General features: G+C 45.0%; 22 protein-coding genes and 2 rRNA genes (1 of these 24 cut by a window edge). 12 read left to right on the plus strand and 12 right to left on the minus strand.

Annotation, left to right across the window (positions count from 1 at the left end; all coding sequences use genetic code 11):
• Positions 1-2323, plus strand: a 23S ribosomal RNA gene (locus tag ACXAC1_RS08740); it begins 564 nt to the left of the window's first position.
• Between the two features lie 209 nt (positions 2324-2532).
• Positions 2533-2647 (plus strand): 5S ribosomal RNA (rrf, locus tag ACXAC1_RS08745).
• Positions 2648-2832: 185 nt separating this feature from the next.
• On the opposite strand, the gene ACXAC1_RS08750 is transcribed toward rrf, so the two are convergent.
• Entirely contained in the window at positions 2833-3996 is a 1164-nt protein-coding gene (locus ACXAC1_RS08750) for an IS256 family transposase (protein ID WP_475058256.1), read from the minus strand.
• Positions 3997-4301: 305 nt separating this feature from the next.
• Positions 4302-4460: a YqaE/Pmp3 family membrane protein gene (locus tag ACXAC1_RS08755; protein ID WP_072242132.1), complete on the minus strand. Its 159-nt coding sequence runs from the start codon at positions 4458-4460 to the stop codon at positions 4302-4304.
• Between the two features lie 262 nt (positions 4461-4722).
• Between ACXAC1_RS08755 and ACXAC1_RS08760 the strand changes: the two genes are divergently transcribed.
• Entirely contained in the window at positions 4723-5133 is a 411-nt protein-coding gene (locus ACXAC1_RS08760; RefSeq protein WP_475060906.1) for a DoxX family protein, read from the plus strand.
• Here ACXAC1_RS08760 and ACXAC1_RS08765 read toward each other — a convergent pair.
• Together ACXAC1_RS08765 and ACXAC1_RS08770 are read right to left on the minus strand one after the other, a co-directional pair.
• Positions 5130-5411 (minus strand): TIGR03643 family protein, encoded by a 282-nt coding sequence (locus ACXAC1_RS08765; protein WP_475060908.1) that lies wholly within the window; start codon positions 5409-5411, stop codon positions 5130-5132. The two genes, ACXAC1_RS08760 and ACXAC1_RS08765, sit on opposite strands and share 4 nt — an antisense overlap.
• 68 nt (positions 5412-5479) lie before the next feature.
• The gene (locus ACXAC1_RS08770) at positions 5480-6145 is read right to left on the minus strand and encodes a 7-cyano-7-deazaguanine/7-aminomethyl-7-deazaguanine transporter (protein ID WP_475060910.1); all 666 of its coding nucleotides are present in this window, start codon (positions 6143-6145) and stop codon (positions 5480-5482) included.
• Positions 6146-6291: 146 nt separating this feature from the next.
• Between ACXAC1_RS08770 and ACXAC1_RS08775 the strand changes: the two genes are divergently transcribed.
• Positions 6292-6879 carry a DUF2057 family protein gene (locus tag ACXAC1_RS08775; RefSeq protein ID WP_475060913.1) on the plus strand — a complete coding sequence of 196 codons (588 nt, stop codon included), beginning with the start codon at positions 6292-6294 and terminating at the stop codon, positions 6877-6879.
• 79 nt (positions 6880-6958) lie between these two features.
• On the opposite strand, the gene ACXAC1_RS08780 is transcribed toward ACXAC1_RS08775, so the two are convergent.
• The 3 genes from ACXAC1_RS08780 to ACXAC1_RS08790 form a co-directional block, all read right to left on the minus strand.
• Entirely contained in the window at positions 6959-7609 is a 651-nt protein-coding gene (locus ACXAC1_RS08780; protein ID WP_475060915.1) for a 2OG-Fe dioxygenase family protein, read from the minus strand.
• A 127-nt stretch (positions 7610-7736) separates the two neighbouring features.
• Complete coding sequence (locus tag ACXAC1_RS08785) at positions 7737-8168, minus strand: DUF7282 domain-containing protein (protein WP_475060918.1); 432 nt, start codon at positions 8166-8168, stop codon at positions 7737-7739.
• A gap of 101 nt (positions 8169-8269) precedes the next feature.
• Positions 8270-10009, minus strand: a complete 1740-nt coding sequence (locus tag ACXAC1_RS08790) for a putative bifunctional diguanylate cyclase/phosphodiesterase (protein WP_475060922.1) — start codon at positions 10007-10009, stop codon at positions 8270-8272.
• A gap of 397 nt (positions 10010-10406) precedes the next feature.
• Here ACXAC1_RS08790 and ACXAC1_RS08795 point away from each other — a divergent pair, with 397 nt between their 5' ends.
• The 4 genes from ACXAC1_RS08795 to ACXAC1_RS08810 all read left to right on the plus strand — a co-directional run bounded on the left by ACXAC1_RS08795 (position 10407) and on the right by ACXAC1_RS08810 (position 12851).
• Positions 10407-11639, plus strand: coding sequence for an NAD(P)/FAD-dependent oxidoreductase (locus ACXAC1_RS08795; RefSeq protein WP_475060924.1), 1233 nt, complete (start codon positions 10407-10409; stop codon positions 11637-11639).
• 142 nt (positions 11640-11781) lie between these two features.
• Positions 11782-12120 (plus strand): hypothetical protein, encoded by a 339-nt coding sequence (locus ACXAC1_RS08800; RefSeq protein WP_475060927.1) that lies wholly within the window; start codon positions 11782-11784, stop codon positions 12118-12120.
• Between the two features lie 27 nt (positions 12121-12147).
• A complete protein-coding gene (locus ACXAC1_RS08805; RefSeq protein WP_475060930.1) occupies positions 12148-12549 on the plus strand; it encodes a hypothetical protein in 402 nt (133 codons plus the stop codon).
• The gene (locus ACXAC1_RS08810; RefSeq protein WP_475060932.1) at positions 12549-12851 is read left to right on the plus strand and encodes a hypothetical protein; all 303 of its coding nucleotides are present in this window, start codon (positions 12549-12551) and stop codon (positions 12849-12851) included. The genes ACXAC1_RS08805 and ACXAC1_RS08810 overlap by 1 nt, the downstream gene beginning before the upstream one ends.
• On the opposite strand, the gene ACXAC1_RS08815 is transcribed toward ACXAC1_RS08810, so the two are convergent.
• Positions 12848-13393 (minus strand): YaeQ family protein, encoded by a 546-nt coding sequence (locus ACXAC1_RS08815; protein WP_475060934.1) that lies wholly within the window; start codon positions 13391-13393, stop codon positions 12848-12850. The two genes, ACXAC1_RS08810 and ACXAC1_RS08815, sit on opposite strands and share 4 nt — an antisense overlap.
• Before the next feature lie 347 nt (positions 13394-13740).
• Between ACXAC1_RS08815 and ACXAC1_RS08820 the strand changes: the two genes are divergently transcribed.
• From ACXAC1_RS08820 to ACXAC1_RS08830, 3 genes are all read left to right on the plus strand, one after another.
• Positions 13741-15303, plus strand: coding sequence for an HD domain-containing phosphohydrolase (locus ACXAC1_RS08820; RefSeq protein WP_475060937.1), 1563 nt, complete (start codon positions 13741-13743; stop codon positions 15301-15303).
• A 9-nt stretch (positions 15304-15312) separates the two neighbouring features.
• Positions 15313-16683, plus strand: a complete 1371-nt coding sequence (locus ACXAC1_RS08825; protein ID WP_475060939.1) for a sensor histidine kinase — start codon at positions 15313-15315, stop codon at positions 16681-16683.
• 253 nt (positions 16684-16936) lie between these two features.
• Positions 16937-17779 carry an alpha/beta hydrolase gene (locus ACXAC1_RS08830; protein WP_475060942.1) on the plus strand — a complete coding sequence of 281 codons (843 nt, stop codon included), beginning with the start codon at positions 16937-16939 and terminating at the stop codon, positions 17777-17779.
• Between the two features lie 23 nt (positions 17780-17802).
• On the opposite strand, the gene ACXAC1_RS08835 is transcribed toward ACXAC1_RS08830, so the two are convergent.
• Positions 17803-18804, minus strand: a complete 1002-nt coding sequence (locus tag ACXAC1_RS08835) for an LLM class flavin-dependent oxidoreductase (RefSeq protein WP_475060945.1) — start codon at positions 18802-18804, stop codon at positions 17803-17805.
• An 81-nt stretch (positions 18805-18885) separates the two neighbouring features.
• The gene (locus ACXAC1_RS08840) at positions 18886-19362 is read right to left on the minus strand and encodes an HPP family protein (protein WP_475060948.1); all 477 of its coding nucleotides are present in this window, start codon (positions 19360-19362) and stop codon (positions 18886-18888) included.
• 110 nt (positions 19363-19472) lie between these two features.
• On the opposite strand from ACXAC1_RS08840, the gene ACXAC1_RS08845 reads away from it, so the two are divergent.
• Positions 19473-20027 (plus strand): TetR/AcrR family transcriptional regulator, encoded by a 555-nt coding sequence (locus ACXAC1_RS08845; protein ID WP_475060950.1) that lies wholly within the window; start codon positions 19473-19475, stop codon positions 20025-20027.
• 217 nt (positions 20028-20244) lie between these two features.
• Here the strand turns inward: ACXAC1_RS08845 and ACXAC1_RS08850 are convergent, their stop codons facing one another.
• Both ACXAC1_RS08850 and ACXAC1_RS08855 read right to left on the minus strand, forming a co-directional pair.
• Complete coding sequence (locus ACXAC1_RS08850) at positions 20245-20592, minus strand: DUF4870 family protein (RefSeq protein ID WP_228190470.1); 348 nt, start codon at positions 20590-20592, stop codon at positions 20245-20247.
• Between the two features lie 28 nt (positions 20593-20620).
• A complete protein-coding gene (locus ACXAC1_RS08855) occupies positions 20621-21274 on the minus strand; it encodes a TIGR02466 family protein (protein ID WP_475060953.1) in 654 nt (217 codons plus the stop codon).
• Positions 21275-21300: the final 26 nt, after the last annotated feature.

Consider the following 21300-nt stretch of genomic DNA (forward strand, 5'->3'; position numbering starts at 1 on the left):
GGTCAACGACTTAATTTTAGTAGCAAGCTTAACCATTTAGGGGAGGCGTAGGAAAACCGAGTCTTAATAGGGCGTTCAGTTGCTAGGATTAGACCCGAAACCGGGCGATCTATCCATGAGCAGGTTGAAGGTTGGGTAACACTAACTGGAGGACCGAACCCACGTACGTTGAAAAGTCCGGGGATGACTTGTGGATAGGAGTGAAAGGCTAATCAAGCTCGGAGATAGCTGGTTCTCCTCGAAAGCTATTTAGGTAGCGCCTCGCGTATTGCCATTGGGGGTAGAGCACTGTTTGGGCTAGGGGGTCATCCCGACTTACCAACCCCATGCAAACTCCGAATACCAATGAGTATGAGCGCGGGAGACACACGGCGGGTGCTAACGTCCGTCGTGAAAAGGGAAACAACCCAGACCGTCAGCTAAGGTCCCAAAGTTACAGTTAAGTGGGAAACGATGTGGGAAGGCTTAGACAGCTAGGAGGTTGGCTTAGAAGCAGCCATCCTTTAAAGAAAGCGTAATAGCTCACTAGTCGAGTCGGCCTGCGCGGAAGATATAACGGGGCTCAAACTGTACACCGAAGCTACGGGTTTACACGTATGTGTAAGCGGTAGAGGAGCGTTCTGTAAGCCGTTGAAGGTCAAGCTGTAAGGCAGGCTGGAGGTATCAGAAGTGCGAATGTTGACATGAGTAACGATAAAGGGAGTGAAAACCTCCCTCGCCGGAAGACCAAGGGTTCCTGTCCCATGCTAATCAGGGCAGGGTGAGTCGGCCCCTAAGGCGAGGCTGAAAAGCGTAGTCGATGGGAAACGGGTTAATATTCCCGTACCGATGTATATTGCGATGGAGAGACGGAGAAGGCTAGGCCAGCACGGCGATGGTTGTCCGTGTTTAAGGCGGTAGGCTGAGTACTTAGGCAAATCCGGGTACTTAAGGCCGAGAACTGATGACGAGTCCTCTTTTGGACGAAGTGGTTGATGCCATGCTTCCAGGAAAAACTTCTAAGCTTCAGATATACATTGACCGTACCCCAAACCGACACAGGTGGTCAGGTAGAGAATACCAAGGCGCTTGAGAGAACTCGGGTGAAGGAACTAGGCAAAATGGCACCGTAACTTCGGGAGAAGGTGCGCCGGTTAGGGTGAAGGACTTGCTCCGTAAGCTCTGACCGGTCGAAGATACCAGGTGGCTGCGACTGTTTATTAAAAACACAGCACTCTGCAAACACGAAAGTGGACGTATAGGGTGTGACGCCTGCCCGGTGCTTGAAGGTTAATTGATGGGGTTAGCGTAAGCGAAGCTCTTGATCGAAGCCCAAGTAAACGGCGGCCGTAACTATAACGGTCCTAAGGTAGCGAAATTCCTTGTCGGGTAAGTTCCGACCTGCACGAATGGCGTAACGATGGCCACACTGTCTCCACCCGAGACTCAGTGAAATTGAAATCGCAGTGAAGATGCTGTGTATCCGCGGCTAGACGGAAAGACCCCGTGAACCTTTACTATAGCTTCACAGTGAACTTTGAACCTACTTGTGTAGGATAGGTGGGAGGCTTTGAAGTGCAGACGCCAGTTTGCATGGAGCCAATCTTGAAATACCACCCTGGTATGTTTGAGGTTCTAACTCAGGTCCCTAATCGGGATCGAGGACACTGTGTGGTGGGTAGTTTGACTGGGGCGGTCTCCTCCCAAAGAGTAACGGAGGAGCACGAAGGTGCGCTCAGCATGGTCGGAAATCATGCAAAGAGTGTAAAGGCAAAAGCGCGCTTAACTGCGAGACAGACACGTCGAGCAGGTACGAAAGTAGGTCTTAGTGATCCGGTGGTTCTGTATGGAAGGGCCATCGCTCAACGGATAAAAGGTACTCCGGGGATAACAGGCTGATACCGCCCAAGAGTTCACATCGACGGCGGTGTTTGGCACCTCGATGTCGGCTCATCACATCCTGGGGCTGAAGCCGGTCCCAAGGGTATGGCTGTTCGCCATTTAAAGTGGTACGCGAGCTGGGTTTAGAACGTCGTGAGACAGTTCGGTCCCTATCTGCCGTGGACGTTTGAGATTTGAGAAGAGTTGCTCCTAGTACGAGAGGACCGGAGTGAACGAACCTCTGGTGTTCCGGTTGTCACGCCAGTGGCATTGCCGGGTAGCTACGTTCGGACGGGATAACCGCTGAAAGCATCTAAGCGGGAAGCCTCCTTCAAGATAAGATCTCACTGGAACTTAGAGTTCCCTAAAGAGCCGTTCGAGACTAGGACGTTGATAGGTTGGGTGTGTAAGCGTTGTGAGGCGTTGAGCTAACCAATACTAATTGCTCGTGAGGCTTGACCATATAACACCAAAGTGGTTTTGCTGAGATTGTTCCAGACAATCTCGAGTACTTCCTCCATCCATGGAGGTCGTGCACTACAAAGATTTACGATACAAACCAACGGTTTGACCTTGGTTATCGACTACTTCAAAGTCTAATTGTTAAAGATATCAAGTTTACGAACTTGCGTGTTTTGATCAACAGAATCAGAACGAACGCAAACCCGTTTGCTTGACGATCATAGAGGCGTTGAACCACCTGATCCCATCCCGAACTCAGAAGTGAAAAGCGCCATCGCCGATGGTAGTGTGGGAGATCCCATGTGAGAGTAGGTCGTCGTCAAGCTTTTAATTTAAGAAGCCCTGATAGCTCAGCTGTCAGGGTTTTTTTACGTCTGAAGAAAATCCCTCGCCTTGATCTCCCCTGGGGTTCTATCCCCGATCGAATCGGGTCGTACGAGTCATCTGATCGAGAAAGGTACCGTCCCATTGAGTGTGTCTCTGCTCTCATCAAACATCTTTATTTATCTCTTATTTAAATAAATTGCTCTTTTGGAATCGACTCACTGGGTGACGATAAGTACTGCTATTCATATCAATCGCAACCTTGCTTAAAAGAGTTAACACTGATTCAACATTAGGCATCGAGTTTCTAATTTTCAATGTTCTTTTGAAGGCTTTGTTCAGTCGCTCAATCCAGTTGGTGGTGTAAATCATATTTCGGATATCATACTCGAAGCTTAGATAAGTTGAGTAATATGAGAGCCAATATGGATCAGCTAGCCTTTTCATATGAGGGTAGTAGCGCTGCCACCGTTGGGCCACTTGTTGTGCTCTGTCTAGCAACTGTTCTTTTGTATCCTCCCGATTTTCAATTTGAAAAATCTCATTCAAGTCACTGACGACGGCTAGGCGATGCTGCTTTTTGACCTTGTTCAGTATGGATCGCTTGAGATGTAGCACACACTTTTGAATTGAAGCATCAAAGTGCTTTTCTAATGTGCTATCGAGTTCGGTAAGGTTATCGATGACGAATAAGTCTGTTTGCTGCATTCCCCTGTCTTTAAGATCTTGGCAAATCTCATCCCAAAAACTTGATGACTCTGTTGGTGCATTATAGATACCAATCACTTCTCGAGTCATATCAGGTAAAACCGCTAACGCTATGTAATACGCCTCACTGGAGACTCTTTCTCGTTTGGTTTTCACAAACGTGGCATCAAGATATACGATGGGATAATAGCTGTTTAGTGGCCGTTCTCTAAACTCTCGCATTGCATCGGACAAGCTAACAGTAATACGAGAGATCTGGCTTTTTGACAGATGCTGACCGTAGATAGTATGTGTAATGGATTCGATATCACGCGTTGTTAAGCCCTTAGCATACAGCTCAAAACACAACTCATTCAGCGTGTCCGATTGATTCCTCATAATATTGAGTAGTGTCGGCTTGAAGTGCCCTAATCGATCCCTTGGGATTTGCAGTGATAAAGCCTCTCCGATACCAAAGCCATTCACGTTGCGATAGCCATTTGCTTTATTGCCTTGTACAGCAGCCTCAAGATAAGCTGCTCGCTCGGCCTTCATCAGGCTGTTGATCGCCATCTCGAGTAATTTATTGATACCGTCAGGCTGCAAAGTTAGCTGATCAACGGCGGCTTGTATCTGTTGAGTGTTTAGTTTTAAAGTGTCCATAGTCTCTCTTTTGTTAAATGGTTTGTTTTTTGGTCGAAACAAAAACATTTAATGAGAGAGAGGCGCCTAATACAACGTCCTTTACTAGACACACTTCTGGGGACGGTATGTCGAGAAATTGATGGAGGTACAGGGGGCTGACCCTTGAGGTTATATGAGGTCTAATTGCTTATCCACATAAAACTGTTGTTGCTGGATTCTTGCTAGAACGTTTTTCTATGTTGATAACTAATATACTTATTAACATAAAAAAGCCCAACATGGAGAGTTGGGCAAAGGAAACCTAAATGATTTGAAAAGCGCATTCAGCGGCGGGCGATGACCCAGACTGCGTGAACGATACCAGGAATGTAGCCTAACAGAGTTAATAATATGTTAAGCCAAAAGGCACCACCTATACCTACCTGTAAGAACACGCCAAGTGGTGGCAGTAAGATAGCAAATAAGATACGTATTAAATCCATATCGTTAAATCCTCATTAGTAGTGGTAACTACTAATAACTTTGTATGAGTTGATGTATTTCAGCAAGCTATTTGGCTACCTTTACACAGTATCATGATATTTATTGCGTAATAGCAAGGCAGTCACCACTATTGTAAGACCTCTTTACTTCATTATGAATTGTTTCACTTTGAGAAATAATTAAGTGCATTTTAGGGTGATTTAATTCATACCGTTATCAGTTAATCTACATTCAATGATTAACTGATAACGGTATCCTAATATGCTTGACCAACGCACTGCCCCATATGCTCTACTGTTACTACGCCTAGCTTTAGGTGGTTTATTTCTAATGCACTTTGGTTTGAAGTTCTTTGTCTTTACTCCAGCAGGCACAGCGCAATTCTTCGAATCACTGGGCCTACCGGGCTTTTCTGCATACCTTGGTATGGGCTGGGAACTAATTGGTGGTATTGCGCTAATTCTTGGTGTCTACGCGCGTTTCTTTGCCATTACCTTAATTCCAATTCTACTTGGCTCCATTGTAATGGTTCACGGTGCTGCGGGGTTCTACTTCAATAATCCAAATGGCGGCTGGGAATTTCCTGCATTCTGGGCATTGGCTCTAACAGTGTTTGCATTAGCAGGCGACGGTAAATTCGCTCTTAAGCCAACATTGCGTTATGGGGCTTAACGACGCTTTAGTCCATGGTTTGGTTTGTACTGAGCAGGAGCATAGCCGCGAAGAATATCTACGGAACGAAGTGCTTTATGCTTGGTCGTACGTCCCGAGACTCGAGCCCGCCAGTTCTTGAAGCTTGAAAGTTTTAAGTGTGAACGCATAAGCCGAATGACGTCTGACTCATTTAGACCATACAACTCTTCAATGGCTTCGAATGGGGTTCTATCTTCCCATGCCATTTCAATGATTCTTGAAATGGCAGCATCGTCTAAAAGTTTAGCTTCACTCATCGTTTAACTCTCAATATAGTAATGGCTACAAAAAAGCCGCGGTAATTGCCGCGGCTTTTGCGTATAAGCTATACGTTTGCGAGTTTAAAATCGGTTTTAGTCGCGGTGATTTTTTTAACTAAAAAAGCCAGTAAAACACCATACATAGGGATGAATAGACCTAAACTTATGATTAGCTTGAAGCCATAGTCAGCTAAAGCAATTTCTTGCCAGTGTGACGCCATAAATGGATCTGGGCTCTGATAAAAGGCGATACCAAAGAATGCTAGAGTATCCAAGCCATTGCCGATAACTGTGGAAGCCGCAGGGGCTATCCACCAGCTACGCAGCTGTCTTAGACGGTTAAACACATGTACATCTAATATCTGCCCTAGAACATAAGCCATTAAACTTGCAGCAGCGATACGCGCGACAAACAGGTTGAAGTCCGACAATGCGCCAAAGTCTTGAAAGACACCTTCATAAAACAATACGGACAAAGCGTATGAAGCGATTAAAGAAGGAATCATCACCAAGAATATGATCTTGCGCGCAAGGGGCGCACCGAAAATTCTAACGGTTAGGTCCGTTGCTAAGAAAATAAATGGAAAAGTAAATGCACCCCATGTGGTATGAAAACCGAAGAGGGTGAATGGGATTTGTACTAAGTAGTTACTTGATGCGATGATCAAAAGATGGAAAGCGATTAAATAGCGCAAAGCCTTACCTTTTTGCGCAGGAGTAAACGAACTCATAGCGTTACCTTTTTAGTTGGTTTGGGGTGAGGGAACCCAAATGCTTCAGGGGATTATTCAACCATGTGGTCAAACAAGGGCGCTGATTATACATTAACCAATGGTAGTGTCTACGATTGGTTACGGATTCGAAGGAGAAGCAAAAAATGAAACGATTAAAGTGGCTGGTGAGTGCCAGTTTGCTGTGTTCTTCGTTCCTACTGCATGCAGGTTCGCTTCATGTAGATAAGGCGATTGAGCTATTGGCTGTTGATGGGAAAGTTTTAAAGTCTCTGAATACGACTCCTAGGGATTTAAAGTCTGGCGATCATCAATTGGTGTTTCGTTATAAGAGCCGCCTACGTGATGGTAGCGGTGAAGTGGAATTTAAAACACTGCCTTATCTGATGACGTTTTCCACCTTGGCCAGTGATGAGGTGCAGATCTTAGCACCAGATTTGTTTACCAAAAGCCAAGCCGAGCTCTATTTTGAAAATCGTAATATGTGGCGGGTGCAATTTAATAAAGGCGCGATTAAAACGATCAAATACCAGCCCTTATCGGAAGAAGACGTTCCGAAAGAAGCAATCCAGTCATTGTTAGATCAATATAATAAAGCGCAAGAAAATGAGTTTGTTCAAAGCAAGGTGGAAGATCCAACTAAGAATGAACTATTAAAATCAATCCAGCTACTTTACTTGCAAGGCAATGAAGAGCAACGCCAACAGATAAAGGAATGGGTAATAAAGCAGTAGCGCCCCGAGTAACGCATTTTATCTAGAGGCCAGCCTTGACCCGTAATAAGGTAAAGGCTGGTCTATCTAATGTAATAGATTAATGAATAAAGTTTGCCGTCAGAACAAACGCATCCATATATCCAAGCTCACCGTTAATTGGCTCAATAGGCGCTGCATAGTGGAAAAAACGGCGATCATTTAAGACAACAAATTCACCATTATTAAGAGGATGCTTCATCATGGCTGGGCTGGTTTCCATTGTATGGACACTTACTTCACCGCCAGTGATGTTGTGGCGTTGAATCACATAGATGCCAATGCGATCAAAACCATCCTGGTGAATGCCTTCTGGCGCAACTTCAACAGGGTTATGATCAGCAAAGATACGCATTTGATGAACCTCTATTGTGCTGCCGTCCGCAATATCAGTCATCTTTTGGAAATGCTCGAATAACTCCAGAAAAGCTGGATCAGATACTGTTTCGTTTTCTATTTCTGGGTAGGTTCGCTGAACATTTCCTTGAAAGTGATTAATACTTTCGTCTTGTACGAATGCTTTGCTTGGAAGACGTTTGAGTGAGTCGTTGCTAAAAGTAAACCGCGAGTAACGGCGTAATCGGTAAGAACCATCGGCGTATGGGTTGTCTGGTAAGTTGTCAAAAGAGGGGGCGAGATGGTTTACACTTGCTTGAGGTAATTGACCTACTTCAAGACGAAAAGCCTCTTGAGCTGATTTAGTCGTCAACATAGTAATTTCTCCTCGTTGGCAGATCATGCACAACGTATGATTATTTTTATTAGAGAGCCGGTAAGCTCCTTACTAAGTTTAGACTGAAAAAGGTGGGCGGGGAAACCCACCTTTACGATCAAAAAGGTTATTTAGCGGTAATAACATCCATGACCAGTTTGCCATCTACTTTGATTGGACCATCCTCTTTGGCTCCTAGAGTGTATTCAAAGACACCTGTCTTCATGCCCCCATTTTCACCGTGTAACATCAGCATCAGCATTTCACCGCTTTTTACTGGTTCTTGCAAAATAGCACTGACATTACTGTTCTTGCCTTTAATAACGGGGGCGTAGCCAACCACCGGACCAGGTTTCATATTGCTATCGGTGCGGTGCACTACTAGCCATCCATTTGCTTCAGACTTGATTGTGCTGGCTGTAACATAACCATGAGAGACATCTTGATCCATACCTTTGACCGCCAATCCGTGATGTGCAGCGTTAGCAGTGGTAACCGTTCCCGCAAGGACCATTCCTAGAGAAAGAGCTTTGAGTGCGTTAAGTTTTGTCGCTTTCATAATAACCTTCCTGTAAATACCTGATTCGTGTTGGGTACTAACACGTCGTTAGTACTTGTATACACGGTGCTTATTTAGAAAAGTTTCATCGCTGCGATAATTTATTTATTTCTATTGGTTAAGCTACGTAGACATAGAGCTAAAAACTCCTTAGCTGGGACTGGCTCGCTATAAAGATAGCCTTGTAGCTGATCACAGCCTATTTGAGTTAAGATCGTCTCTTGAACATGTTGTTCAACACCTTCAGCAACTAATGAAATCCCTAACTGTTTTGCGAGTGTGTTAACTGCTTTGATGATGGCTAAATCATAGTTTTCTCGATCATCGTGAAGATGAGATACAAAAGATCGATCAATCTTTAAGGTATCTAGAGGTAGATGACGTAGGTAGCTCAGGGATGAATAACCAGTACCGAAATCATCTAGGGCGACTTTAATGCCAAGAGAGCGCACATAGGTGATCAGTTCTGTCGAATGCTCTATGTCCTTCAGTAATTGACTTTCGGTTAACTCAAGCTCGATCAAGTTGGTTGGTAATTGTGTAGAGTTTAACGTAAGTAATAGTCGATCTAGCCAACCAGGGTCTGCTAACTGTGAGGCAGATATATTCACCGCAACTGGTAAGTTATTTATTCCTAAGTCATTGAGCTGTTTCGCATATTCACAAGCCTGCTTAAAAATCCAGTCCCCTAAAGGTAGGATGGCTCCGGTATCCTCTGCAATAGGAATAAATTCAGCTGGGGATAACCTTCCAAGTGTAGGGTGATTCCAGCGAATTAAAGCCTCACAGCCGCATACTTTTCTAGAGAGACCGCCTACTTTGGGTTGATAATAGAGCTCAAACTGCTCCGATTGTATGGCGGGGATGATACTTTGCTCTATCATTTTGCGACGCTTTATCTGCTCGTGTATAGATTGGGTGAACATCGTTGCTTGGTCACCTCCCGCTTTCTTGGCAACGTACATTGCTGCCTCGGCGTGGGCAATTAATTCGTCAGGACCGCTAGCATCAAAAGGCAATCGTGCCACTCCTAAACTAAAGCGAATCTGAATGCTGTGCCCGCGAATTTTGAAAGGGGTATTGAAGAGTTCGGTAATTTGAACAATTAAAGCATCCAAATCGAAGTCAGATTTTAGAAAGCAAAATCCCATTAAAAACTCATCACCGCCAAAACGTGCGATGAGGGCTTCTTCGGCACCGGGAATAGGGTATGAAGATTGTTCGTTGATGCGCTGCCAAGTGTTTCGTAACTGGTTTGCAAACAAAGTAAGCAAGTCGTCACCGATCACAAAACCGAAATTCTCGTTGATATCTTTGAAACGGTCGATATCTAAATACAGCTGAATAATTTGAGCGTTTTGAGGGACTAATTGACAGGTCAAATGTAACTTATCGCGATAGCATCTTCTATTGAATAAGCCTGTCAGGGGGTCGATATTAGCCAAGCGCTGTCGCTCATAGAGGCTAGGTGTAGCGCTCTTCGTTTCATAAAAAACACCAATATAATGAGTGATCTGCTCTTGGTTATCTCGGATAGCCTGAATTTTCAGCCATTTGGGGTAAACCTCAGCGTTTTTCCTGCGATCCCATATTTCTCCCTCCCAATGACCAAGTGTAATTAGGTCATGCCACATCGCTTGATAAAATGTTTCGCCATGATGACCTGACTTTATTTTAGCTGGGCGCTGACCTATTAGTTCATCTTCTTTATAACCAGAAATGTCTTGATAGGCTTGATTGACATGCAAGATATATCCTTGCGCATTGGTCACAATGACAGCATCACGAAACAAGTTCATGACTGAGGATGAAAATGTAATATTAGTAGGAGTTGCTTCCATAGATACCTGCTCGATGAGTATGGCATCCAAGACTATAGATAAAATTTATAGTTAGATTGATATATATCAAAATTGTTTAAAAGGCATACAAAAAATTACGGCTATGTCGTGCTTGTCAAGCGGCACTTGCTAACTTAGATGTCTTGGTAGCCATAGGGCAATATCAGGGAAGATGCATAATAGCAGTGCTGCGACACACATCAGAACAAAGATAAAGCGTTTGATGCGATCAATGCAGATGCTAATAAACCGGATACTCGCATAATTCTTCTGTCCCTTTTCCGTGAATGTCGTTCTACTATAAGGTGTATAGATATTGAGCTGAGCTATAAAACGACGAAGAATGTTTTGTTTGCGACACCTGAGGTACTTTTTTAATTATGTTGAAGAGGAGCATATGGCAGAGTTTATTGTATTAGGCGCCGGAATGGTTGGTATTTCTTCAGCGTTAGTACTGCAAGAGGCGGGGCATACTGTAACGGTGGTTGATCGAACTCAACCAGGTCTAGAAACCAGTTTTGGTAACGCGGGGATTATTCAAACGGAAGCGGTGGAACCGTATGCCTTACCACAAGATGTCAGCACGCTGTGGCGCTATGCCATTGGCCAAACTAATGACGTGTTATGGAAGCTGGAACCTACACTTAAGATGGCGCCTGCTCTGTGGCGCTACTTCTTGAACTCAGCAACGGATAAACACCGCAAAATATCCATTACCTATGCAAAACTTGCTGCGCTTGCGACAGCTGATCATGCGCCACTTATTGAAGCGTCCGGTTCAGAGGAGCTGATTATTCGTAATGGGTTGTCCATGTTGTATCGAGACGAAGCCAGTTTTGAAAAAGAAAAAGCTCGTGCTGAACGCTTAGATCGAGAGTTTAGCGTACGTTCTCGTATTGTGGATGGAGTGACTTATCAAGCTGAGGAGCCTGCTTTGAAACAGGCTCCAGCGGGAGCCATTCATTGGTTAGACAGCTGGAGCTGTAAAGATCCAAGTGGGCTGACGCAAGCTTATGCCGCATTATTTGAGCAGCGTGGGGGACGCATATTACATGGTGATGCCAGCAGTCTGACACAAACGACAACAGGCTGGGTGGTGAAAACGGAGCAGGGCATTGTTGGTGCTGAGCAGGTTGTGATTGCTCTTGGTCCTTGGAGTCCTGAATTACTGAAGTGCTTTGGTTACCGCATTCCGATGGTTTATAAGCGTGGATATCATGGTCACTATCAAGAGACGATGTCTCTCAATCGTCCATTCTTAGATGTGGCGAATGGGGTGCTAGCTGCACCGATGAGTCGCGGAATTCGTGTGACTACGGGCGCAGCATTAGTGGATTTAAACGACCCTGCCGATCCAGAGCAACTTGAGCGAGGCGTCAATGCCTTAAGATCCTTACTCGAAATGGGAGAGCGAGTGCAGGAGAACCAATGGTATGGCACGCGTCCGTGTATGCCAGATATGCTTCCAGTTGTGGGTAAAGCACCAAAACATGATCGTATGTGGTTCCATTTTGGTCACGGTCATCAAGGTTTTACACAAGGTCCAACCACAGCCAAAATTCTAATGGCGGACATCGCTGGAGAGCGAGAGAGTCAGTGGTTGTTACTTGAGCCAAGTGCACGTTTTTAGACGCTTCCTTTGGTTTGAGTCAGTTTTATTGGATGCTTTTTGCTAACTTGTAAACAAAAGGAAGATTAGAGATCAAACCTTTTAATGTGTTGGGGATGGCGCTAACTTAAATACTGAATTAACGCACAGGAGGTACAAGATCATGGCTACAGCAAACAGCACTACCCAAGCGAAGAATGGATCACAAGCGAAAAACAATACTCAGTCGAAAGCACATGATGCCGTAGACAAAGCTGCAGAAACAGCTCATAAAGGCGTTGATGGTGCCGCGGCGGCGGCTGAAAATGGCCAAGAGCAAGTAGAGGCGATGGCGCAACAAATCAGTGCTCAAGCTCATCAGATAGCGGACACTGCTCGTGAGCAATCTGAGAAAGTCAGCAATGCAGTGGGGGCTTATGCCAAAGAAAATCCACTTAAGACAGTGGGCTTTGCTTTCCTTGCAGGTGCCGTTGCAGCAAGCCTTCTATGCAAGCGTAAGTAATCAACACTCGATCACGGAAGCCAGTGCATGACGCCACTTGATGAGCGCAATCACACTACTGAAACACCCGCTAAGGAAGCGGCTGTTACCGCCGATCAGCTGACCATGAGTCACAAAAAGTGGCTCAAAAGCATCCTCGGTCTTGGCGCACTAGAAGCCAAGATCTGGATGGCTTCTGGGGCTCAGCTCATCGCTCTGATGTGTGGGGTTGTATTCTTATTGGTCACCAGCTGGCTTCTATTGATTGCGTTGCTTGCCACCGCAGCATGGTATGCAGGTTGGTCTCTAATCGGGATTTTAGCCACTGCTTTGGTCGCCACGCTTATCAGTTCTTTTGGCTTAGTGTTACTGATACGCAAAACTCTTAAGCGAATGGATTTAACTCGTACGTTAGATGCGATCATCCCAACAGACAACGAGGACGACTGATGTTTGGTTTAAATGACATGTATCGAGAACGTGAAAAACTCTACATGCGCTGTAAACGCCAGCAAGCTAAAGCAGGTGCAGATCGTACATTGGCGAAGAAGCAAACCCTTGAAGCTATTTCGAGCACTAAAGGTTTACTGGTGAGCTTTGCCTTGGGATTAACCACACAATGTGAAGCCGCCCTTCAATCTCGTCGAACGCTATTGAAAGGCATTCAAACCGAAGTGTTGGGCGTTATCAGTCAGTATGTGGCTGCACGGTTTAATCCTGAACCTGAACAACCGCAAGCCAAAGAAGATTAGCGCCAAGTAGGATGCAGCGCGCACTCGCCTTGTTCACTTGAGATCCACATCTCGCCGTCTTGGATAGTAACGTTTAACTGCATGGTACGAGCACACAACCCTTCCAGCGCTTGGATTTCAGATTCTGCGAGCTGAAGAACACGCAAATTATCAAAACGGCTGGTTTTGCCTTTGTTCTGCTCCCACCAGATATCTGACTTATCGTTGTAGTTCACAACCACGACATCTTTTGCGCGACCGCAGGCTTTACGCAGGCGCTTTTCATCCGGCTGACCAAGCTCTACCCAAAGCAAAATCTCATCTGAGAAATTCTTCTGCCATAGATCCGGCTCGTCATCGGTGCTCAACCCTTTGGTGAACGACAACTGCTCATCGCCTTCTTTCTCATCGGCTAATAATGCAAACGCAGCTAGGCGTGTCATCATGCGTTCTTCGGTTTCAGAAGGGTGCAGCGCTAGGGTTAAATCGTAACTTTGGTAATGGTGTCGATCCATGTCCGACACTTGCACAGAGGCTTTGTAAATCGTTGCTTTGATAGCCATTTTTGGAGTTCTACTAATTCAGAAAAGATGGCGCGCATTGTACTCCTAAATAGCTGCTGATGGGGAAGTTCTTCAGGCTAGGGTGTTTCTCAGATCAACTCTGAGAACCCATCAAGACAAATATGTTTAACATGGCAGATAGCGGGCGCAACGAGAGGAACAGAAAAAGCGCCTGTCTACACTACGCAAAATTGGGTATGCGAATATCGTATATAAATAAAATGATTTCACAACTGCAACAGTTGGCAACTTTTTGATACGAAATTAATCACTTTCTAAATTGACGGTATCTGCTTAGATGTTCGATCATTTATTCAGTTTAAAAAATTATTAAAGGTTTGAAGCTTATGCAAAACACTTTGTTTGTAAAAAAAGCTCCTACTTGTCCAGCGACAAATATGGCCATTGAAACCAAGTTAGATGAGCTTTCTCGACCTTGGAAAGTAGCTCTGATTGACGATGAAGAGGATGTAATTAAGGTTTCAGAACTGGTTCTGAAGCGAGTTTCTGTTGATGATCGACCTTTAAAGTTTTTGAAAGCTAACTCTGCTAAAGAAGCTAAAGTGCTTTTCGAGAACAATCCTGATATCGCAATTGCCTTAGTTGATGTGGTCATGGAAGATGATCACGCTGGCCTTGAACTGGTCAAATGGATTCGAGAGAGCCATAAGAATACATCAACGCGTCTGGTACTGAGGACTGGCCAACCTGGTCAAGCACCAGAAGAGGATGTCATTCGTGATTATGATATAAACGATTACAAGAATAAAACGGAGCTAAACTCTACTCGTTTAAAAACAATAATTTATTCCGCGATTCGTTCGTACCGAGACATTAAAGAAGTTGAAAAGGGCCATAAAGGCCTTGAAGAAGTAGTGCGCTCTACCACTCGAGTATTACAGGCTTCCAGCAGTGAAGAGTACGCCCACCTCGTTGTTGGTGAAGTAAAAAAGCTTTTACAACAAGAACGAGTTGAGTTCAGCTTGTTTTATCAAATGCACAATGCATTAGGAGATGTGGAAACTATCCAGCTCATGAGTGATGGATTGTCTTTTAAAGTAGATAATATTGGCGATACTTCCTTTTTCAGTAGTAGTACCCATGAGCACTTCATGAAGTCGCTTGAACTCAAAGAAGATGTTGTTATTAGCGATAAACTATTTTGTTACACGACCTTATCTGAAAAAAATGATTGCTGCATTACCAGCGTAAGTATTCCCTCAAACATCACTGGTTTAACGCGTCGATTACTTAACGTTTTCCTCACTAAGGTGTCCATCATCTTTGACAGTTTGACGGCCAAAGAGGAGATCGAGAGAACTCAGCAGGAGTTGATGTTTGTATTAGGCGAAGCTATAGAAAAACGCAGCAAAGAGACAGGTTGTCACGTTCGTCGTGTTTCTTTAATTTGTGAGTTTTTGGCACAACGTTTAGGGCTAGAAGATAGTTTTGTTCACTTGATTAAGCATGCAACACCTATGCATGATATAGGCAAAATAGCGATACCTGAACATATTCTTCACAAACCAGCTAAGCTTGACCAAGATGAATGGCGAACGATGCAAACTCACGCCAAGATGGGACACGATTTACTACAACACTCCAGTCGAGCGTTAGCCAAAGTGGGCGCTAGTATTGCTTTGCACCACCATGAAAAATGGGATGGTTCCGGATATCCTCAAGGGTTGTCTGGTGCAGATATTCCCATTGAGGGACGGTTGATGGCCATTGCTGATGTTATCGATGCGCTAGCAGCGCGTCGCTCTTACAAAGAGCCGTGGTCGAATGACCGTATTTTAAAGCTACTTATTGAGGAGCGTGGAAAACATTTTGACCCCGAGATATGTGATTTGGCGATCAAGCATTTTGACCAGATCATGGCGCTCCGAAGCATTTACCCAGATGAATAAGTTTCTGATATGAATTACGTATTGGAAAGTATATTACTGAGTGTGTCTCAGTCGAAATACATTGATGAGGGTGATTTAGCGAGATCTGCGCGACTTATACTGGATACCTTAGTAGAGGGATTATCGGTTAGTCGCTCGGGAATATGGTTGATGAATGAAGATCATGACTCTCTTATATGTCGGTTACTGATAGACGTGCATAACAATACCGAAGATGAAGATATGGTATTAACGCGCAAGAGCTATCCCAAGTACTTTGCTGCGTTGGATGAACAGAGAACTATTCGGATAAACGATGCTGAGTACAATACGATTATTAGTGAGTTCAAGGACAACTACATCATCCCCTTAGGTATTGGCTCTAGATTAGACACCCCAATTAGGCATGCAGGTAAAATGATTGGCATCGTTTGTTCAGAATCTACTATTCGGGGGCGTGTATGGACTGATGATGAAGCCTCTTTTTCTGGGGCTTTGGCAGACCTTTATGGCAGGGCGATTGCGTCATTCCAACGAAATAAACTGCAGCATGCTTTGCGCGAAGCGAATGCTCGGCTTGAGCAGAAAGTGGCTGAGCGTACTAAGGAATTACAAAAGGCCTTGCAAGAATTGCGCAGCACGCAAGATCACTTAGTTGAAACTGAGAAAATGGCTGCTCTCGGAGGGCTTGTGTCAGGTGTTGCACATGAGGTGAATACTCCTCTAGGGGTCGCAATGACTTCTTTTAGCCACATTAACGAAGAAGTACATAGATTAAGAGAGGACTATCAAAATGGGAGTCTGGATGAAAGCAGCTTTATTAGATTTCTAGAAGAGTTTGACATGGCTTACGGCATTGCTCATTCCAATATGGAGAGAGCGGCTAAGCTTGTTGCGGATTTTAAGAAGACTGCTGTCGACCAAACTTCTAATGTTGTTGAGCCTGTCAATCTAAAGCGTTCAATTGAAGCTTTACTGACAAGTTTACATCCACTCTATAAATCAAAAGGCATTAAAATAGTTGTCGATATTGACGATGCCGTTTCCCTTGTTACGTACTCTGGGGCAATTGACCAAGTAGTGACAAATTTAGTCAGTAATAGCTGTATTCACGGTTTCCCTGCAACGAATAGCAATAATGAAATTAGTATTCTTATAACTAAGTCAGAGCAAGGTGTTGTGATTGATTATTTGGATAACGGCCTAGGAATGGACGAAGAGGTACGTAAGCGTGTATTCGAGCCCTTTTTCACCACAAATAGATCTAATGGCGGTTCAGGGCTTGGCATGTCGATCACCTATAACCTAGTCTGTAAGAAATTGTATGGATCGATCAAAGCTCTTTCCGCAGAAGAAGGTGTCCATTTTCAAATATTCCTACCCGAAGTAATCGCCAAGTGATTAACGGATTTGGCACGAATAATAAGAAAACGCCATTATAAAAAGATAATTATTTTCATTTGTATTATTATATATGCATTATTCTACGGTCTGCTTCCTACCGTCTATGCGAATCGTATATGTCTCTATATAAAAAGCTCAGCGTCTGGGAAGTGAACTGTTCTCATTTTTAGAGGCCATTAAAATGACGATAATGCAAGCCATTGGATTAAAAAAGCTACTCTGCACTTTAGGTCTCTTAATAGGAAGCGTTATGATTCAAGCGTATGCCCAAGACATCTCAAAACCTCAGCCTGTGACGTACACGCTGCCAAACAGTTATTACGTCGATTGGCAGGTCGAGGGCCAAGTGTCGCCTTATCGAGTGTTTGTGTCTGTTCCGGATGCTCCAGCTCCTGAGGAGGGGTACCCTGTTGTCTATCTACTGGATGGTAATGCATTCTTTTCGTCAGCTGCCATGGTTAGCCAAACATTGACGCACGAGCGTGCCGGAGGCAAACAACCTGCGATCATCGTTGCAGTTGGCTATCCCATTGATGGTTTATATGACATAGAGCGACGCTGGTACGACTTAACGCCACCAACGCCAGAGACACCAAAAGCACCACTGAAACATATGGATCGTTTTAAAGACATCCAATACGGTGGTGCAGATGACTTACAAGAGCTTTTAATCGAACAAATACGCCCATGGTTAGCGCAGCAATACGCCATCAATGAACAGCAGCAGATCTTGTTTGGGCACTCGCTAGGCGGTTTGTTTACTCTCTATACCCTTCATACTCGCCCCGATGCGTTTGCGGCGTTTGCCGCAGCCAGTCCTTCGCTTTGGTGGAATGAGGGGTACCTTAAACCAATGTTAGAACAACAGTCGCCAGAACATCTAAAAGACAAATCTTTGCTGATGGTTGTTGGTGGGGAAGAAATGGATTTTATGATCTCCGATGCGAAACTTGCTCAGCAATGGTTTACTGAGCAAGGCCTTCATAGCGAGCTGCGTGAGTTGCCTTACATGAACCATGGTTCGGTATCTCTTCCCGCGTTAACTATGGCGCTACAGGTACTATTGCCTGAGGCTAAACCAGCGACACCATGATTGTCTAGAGAAGGGCTGCCAAGCTAGGCCTGTTTGGCCATGAGAGGTAGCCCTGCTGTCAGCTCAACGGCTTTGAGGCGAGCCGTTTGATCGTGCAGTGGGAACGAGAAAATCATTTCGTCTACTCCTGTTAGCTCAATAAACTGGTTCAGTTTTTGTTCGACAGTCTCTGGAGCACCGACCATCGCATAACGCAGTGTTTGGTTGATCATTGGCATTTCCGCCGCAAGCACCGCACTTTGTAAGTCCTCTACAGGCTCTGGGAAAGGTCGGTTTGCGTTACGACGCAAGTGAGCAAACTTAATCTGCGCTGAGGTAAAGTGGTACTTTGCCTCTTTATCTGTTTCCGCTACGGATGCCATCACACCAGCAGAGACGTAGGGTTTATCTAATTGTTCTGAAGGCCGGAAGTTGGCGCGATAGATATTTAACGCTTCAAGCAACATATCGGGTGCAAAGTGTGATGCAAACGAAAACGGCAAGCCCATATGGGCAGCAAGTTGCGCCGAATACAGGCTCGAACCTAACAACCAAATGGGAATATTCGTGCCTTTCCCGGGGATGGCAATGATGGGCTTAACTTTATTCTCATCGGCAAAATACCCCTGCAGCTCTTCGACATCATCTGGGTAGGTATCCACAGGCCCGCCTAAGTTGCGACGCAGGGCTCGAGCTGTGGCCATGTCCGTTCCTGGCGCTCGACCCAGACCTAAATCGACCCGACCAGGGAACATTTCAGCGAGAGTTCCAAACTGTTCAGCTATCACCAGTGGTGCATGATTTGGCAGCATAACACCACCAGAACCAATGCGAATACGTGTAGTGGCTTCGCCTATAGCGGCTAATAATACTGCTGTTGCAGCACTGGCAACACCGCGCATACCATGGTGTTCAGCCAACCAAATACGTTGATAACCTAAGGCATCAGCAGATTTAGCCAACGCCTTACTGTTTTGAATCGCTTGTGCAACGGTTTGCCCTTCGCCTACCGGAGCCAGATCTAAAATTGAAAATGGGATCGACATACGCCCCTCCATTGAATTCATTATCTCCACACCATGAGGGCGCAGATTTGATGAAGCAAGGTGGTAGCGATGTCATCCTTTTTATTTAGGGTATTCGGTTCTACTGATAATGCGATGGAAGCAAAAGCCTATGACAACAATTAAAAGGCTGCCTATCAGAACTGGATTGAAAATGAATTCCCATGATGCACTTGTCATCATTATAAGTAATGGGTTGGCGCCTGCTGGAGGGTGAAGCGTATTGGTTAGCATCATGATCATGACACCAAGTCCCACGGCTAAGCCAAGCATTAAAGGAGTGCTGTCCATGTAGTGTGACATCAGCACGCCAATGCAAGCTGTCAGAAAGTGACCGCCGATAATATTACGCGGCTGTGCCAAAGGGCTCTTAGGTAAAGCAAATAAGATCACCATGGTGGCACCAAACGGCGCCATGATGCCCAAATACTCGGGTGATAATTCTCCGCCCAGTGCGAGCAAAGATATGCATAAACAAGCCCCTAACCCTGCGACCAAGGCTTTTGGGATTGGGTGAGTACTAAGTGAGCGCAGTAGCATAGCAACCTCATAAACAGTTGTAATTTTCAAAGTAGACCGATCTGTCTACTTGTGAATAGTAGACAGATCGGTCTACCTCTGTCAAACTCTTTGTCAAATTAGGGAGTGCTATGACAAAACGAGACGAATTAATCCACACGGCATTTAGATTGTTCTATATGAACGGTGTGCACAGTATTGGGATCAATCAGGTATTGCTGGAAAGCGGTGTCGCCAAAAAAACCTTATACAGTTACTTTGAAAGCAAAGAAGCGCTGCTTGAGGCTGTGATTGCCTACCGTGATGAGTGCTTTCGTAGCTGGTTATTTGGCGTATTGGATGCTCAACATGACGAGCGAGCGATGGTGCAGGCCATGTTTGATGGTCTGCATGATTGGTTTAATGATCAAGTCGAAAGTTTGATGCCTTTTCAAGGCTGTTTTTTTGCCAAAGTGAACGGTGAATTTTATCAACATCGCGTGAACGAACTGTGTTTCGAGCACAAACAAGCGATCGTGGATTACTTAACTGTTCGGTTGACTGAGTGCTATGGTGAAAAGCAGGCGCAGATGCTGGCTAATCAGCTGGCGTTGCTAAAAGAGGGGGCCATCGAGCAAGCCTACTTAGGAAAAGACCGTCATGCAGCCAAGCGGGCATGGGGGATGGCCAAATTGTTGTTACAGTAGACAGCCTGCTTAATGCAGGCCGGACGCAATTTCTTCCGGCGCTTTTGACTTCAAGAGACACTGATCCGCACGCTTAACTAACGCTTCCAAAGACTATTTTTTGTGGATTTGCGCGTCATCTAAGAAAATATTCAGCATCTTATCGCAGCATCGCGACTTTCTTGAATGACGATCTCATCTTAATTCAGCTATCGTATACTACGAAGTTAATGTCTAATTAGGAATTGTACGGTTTGTCACTGGTTAAGCGAGCGAGGCCTTTAAATAACTTTACAATTGACCAGATCCAAACACCAAGTAGTAGCAAATATCCAACGAAGAACAGCGCCAATACAAAGCCGATCAAGCTAAGTCCTAAGCCCCACCAAAAAATACCGATGATGTTCTGGTAATGATCGTAGAACATCGATCCTCGGGCATCTCTAGCTTTCGCCATGGCCCACACGGCTCCAATTAACCAAAAAATGCCAGTAAACAAGCCAAGCACCATGAAGAGATAGGCCAATAAGGCGTGTTTTTTAGCCTGGTCATCGTGGGGCGACATCGGAATATCATTTAAATCCATGGTGCTTGGTTTCCTTTATATGGAGCTTTTATCCCAACTCTATCACGCAGTTGAAAGCCACCACAACGCGATCCTTTTGACCGAAATAGGGCAGTGCTGAGTGCTTTAAGTAAGAGGGGAAAATGACAACCTGACCTTCTTTAGGCGCAAAGTCCCAAAAGCCTTGGCCGCCTAAGTAAGCCGTGCCTGGGTCAGCGTAATGTTCAGCGTTGACGCGTGGATCATAGAAACGGTTGATGCCATTGCGCCCTTCAAGGTTTGCTTCACCTGGATCAAGGTAATAAATACCACACCAAGAGCAATTAGGGTGTGAGTGCGCATCGTGATAGCCACCGTTTTTAGTGATGTGGTACCAAGACTCAATGACATGGGCGTAGGCTTCGCAGTCTTCTGGCCAATGTTGTTGGTTCACCTCAAAAGCCACTTCAGCGATCAGCTCTTCTACCATGCGACGAAGCTCCATGACTTCTGGCACTTCGTCTTCAAGAAAGTCCAAACGGCTTTCCGATAAGTTGTGCTTGGCCTGTACTGCCACCTCGCTGTCGACCGCGTTTTCTTGTTCTTGCTGACGTTGATAAATATGTGCCAGCAGGGCGTCTTTTAGAAATTCGTGGTCAGAAAGCTCAGTGACAAACAGTGGCGTGGTCCAAGCATCAATGGCTTCAATCGTGGGTGTTTCCATAGTAACAACTCATACAAAAGTGAATG

It is taken from the genome of Marinomonas sp. AWM4_232, assembly GCF_056158325.1.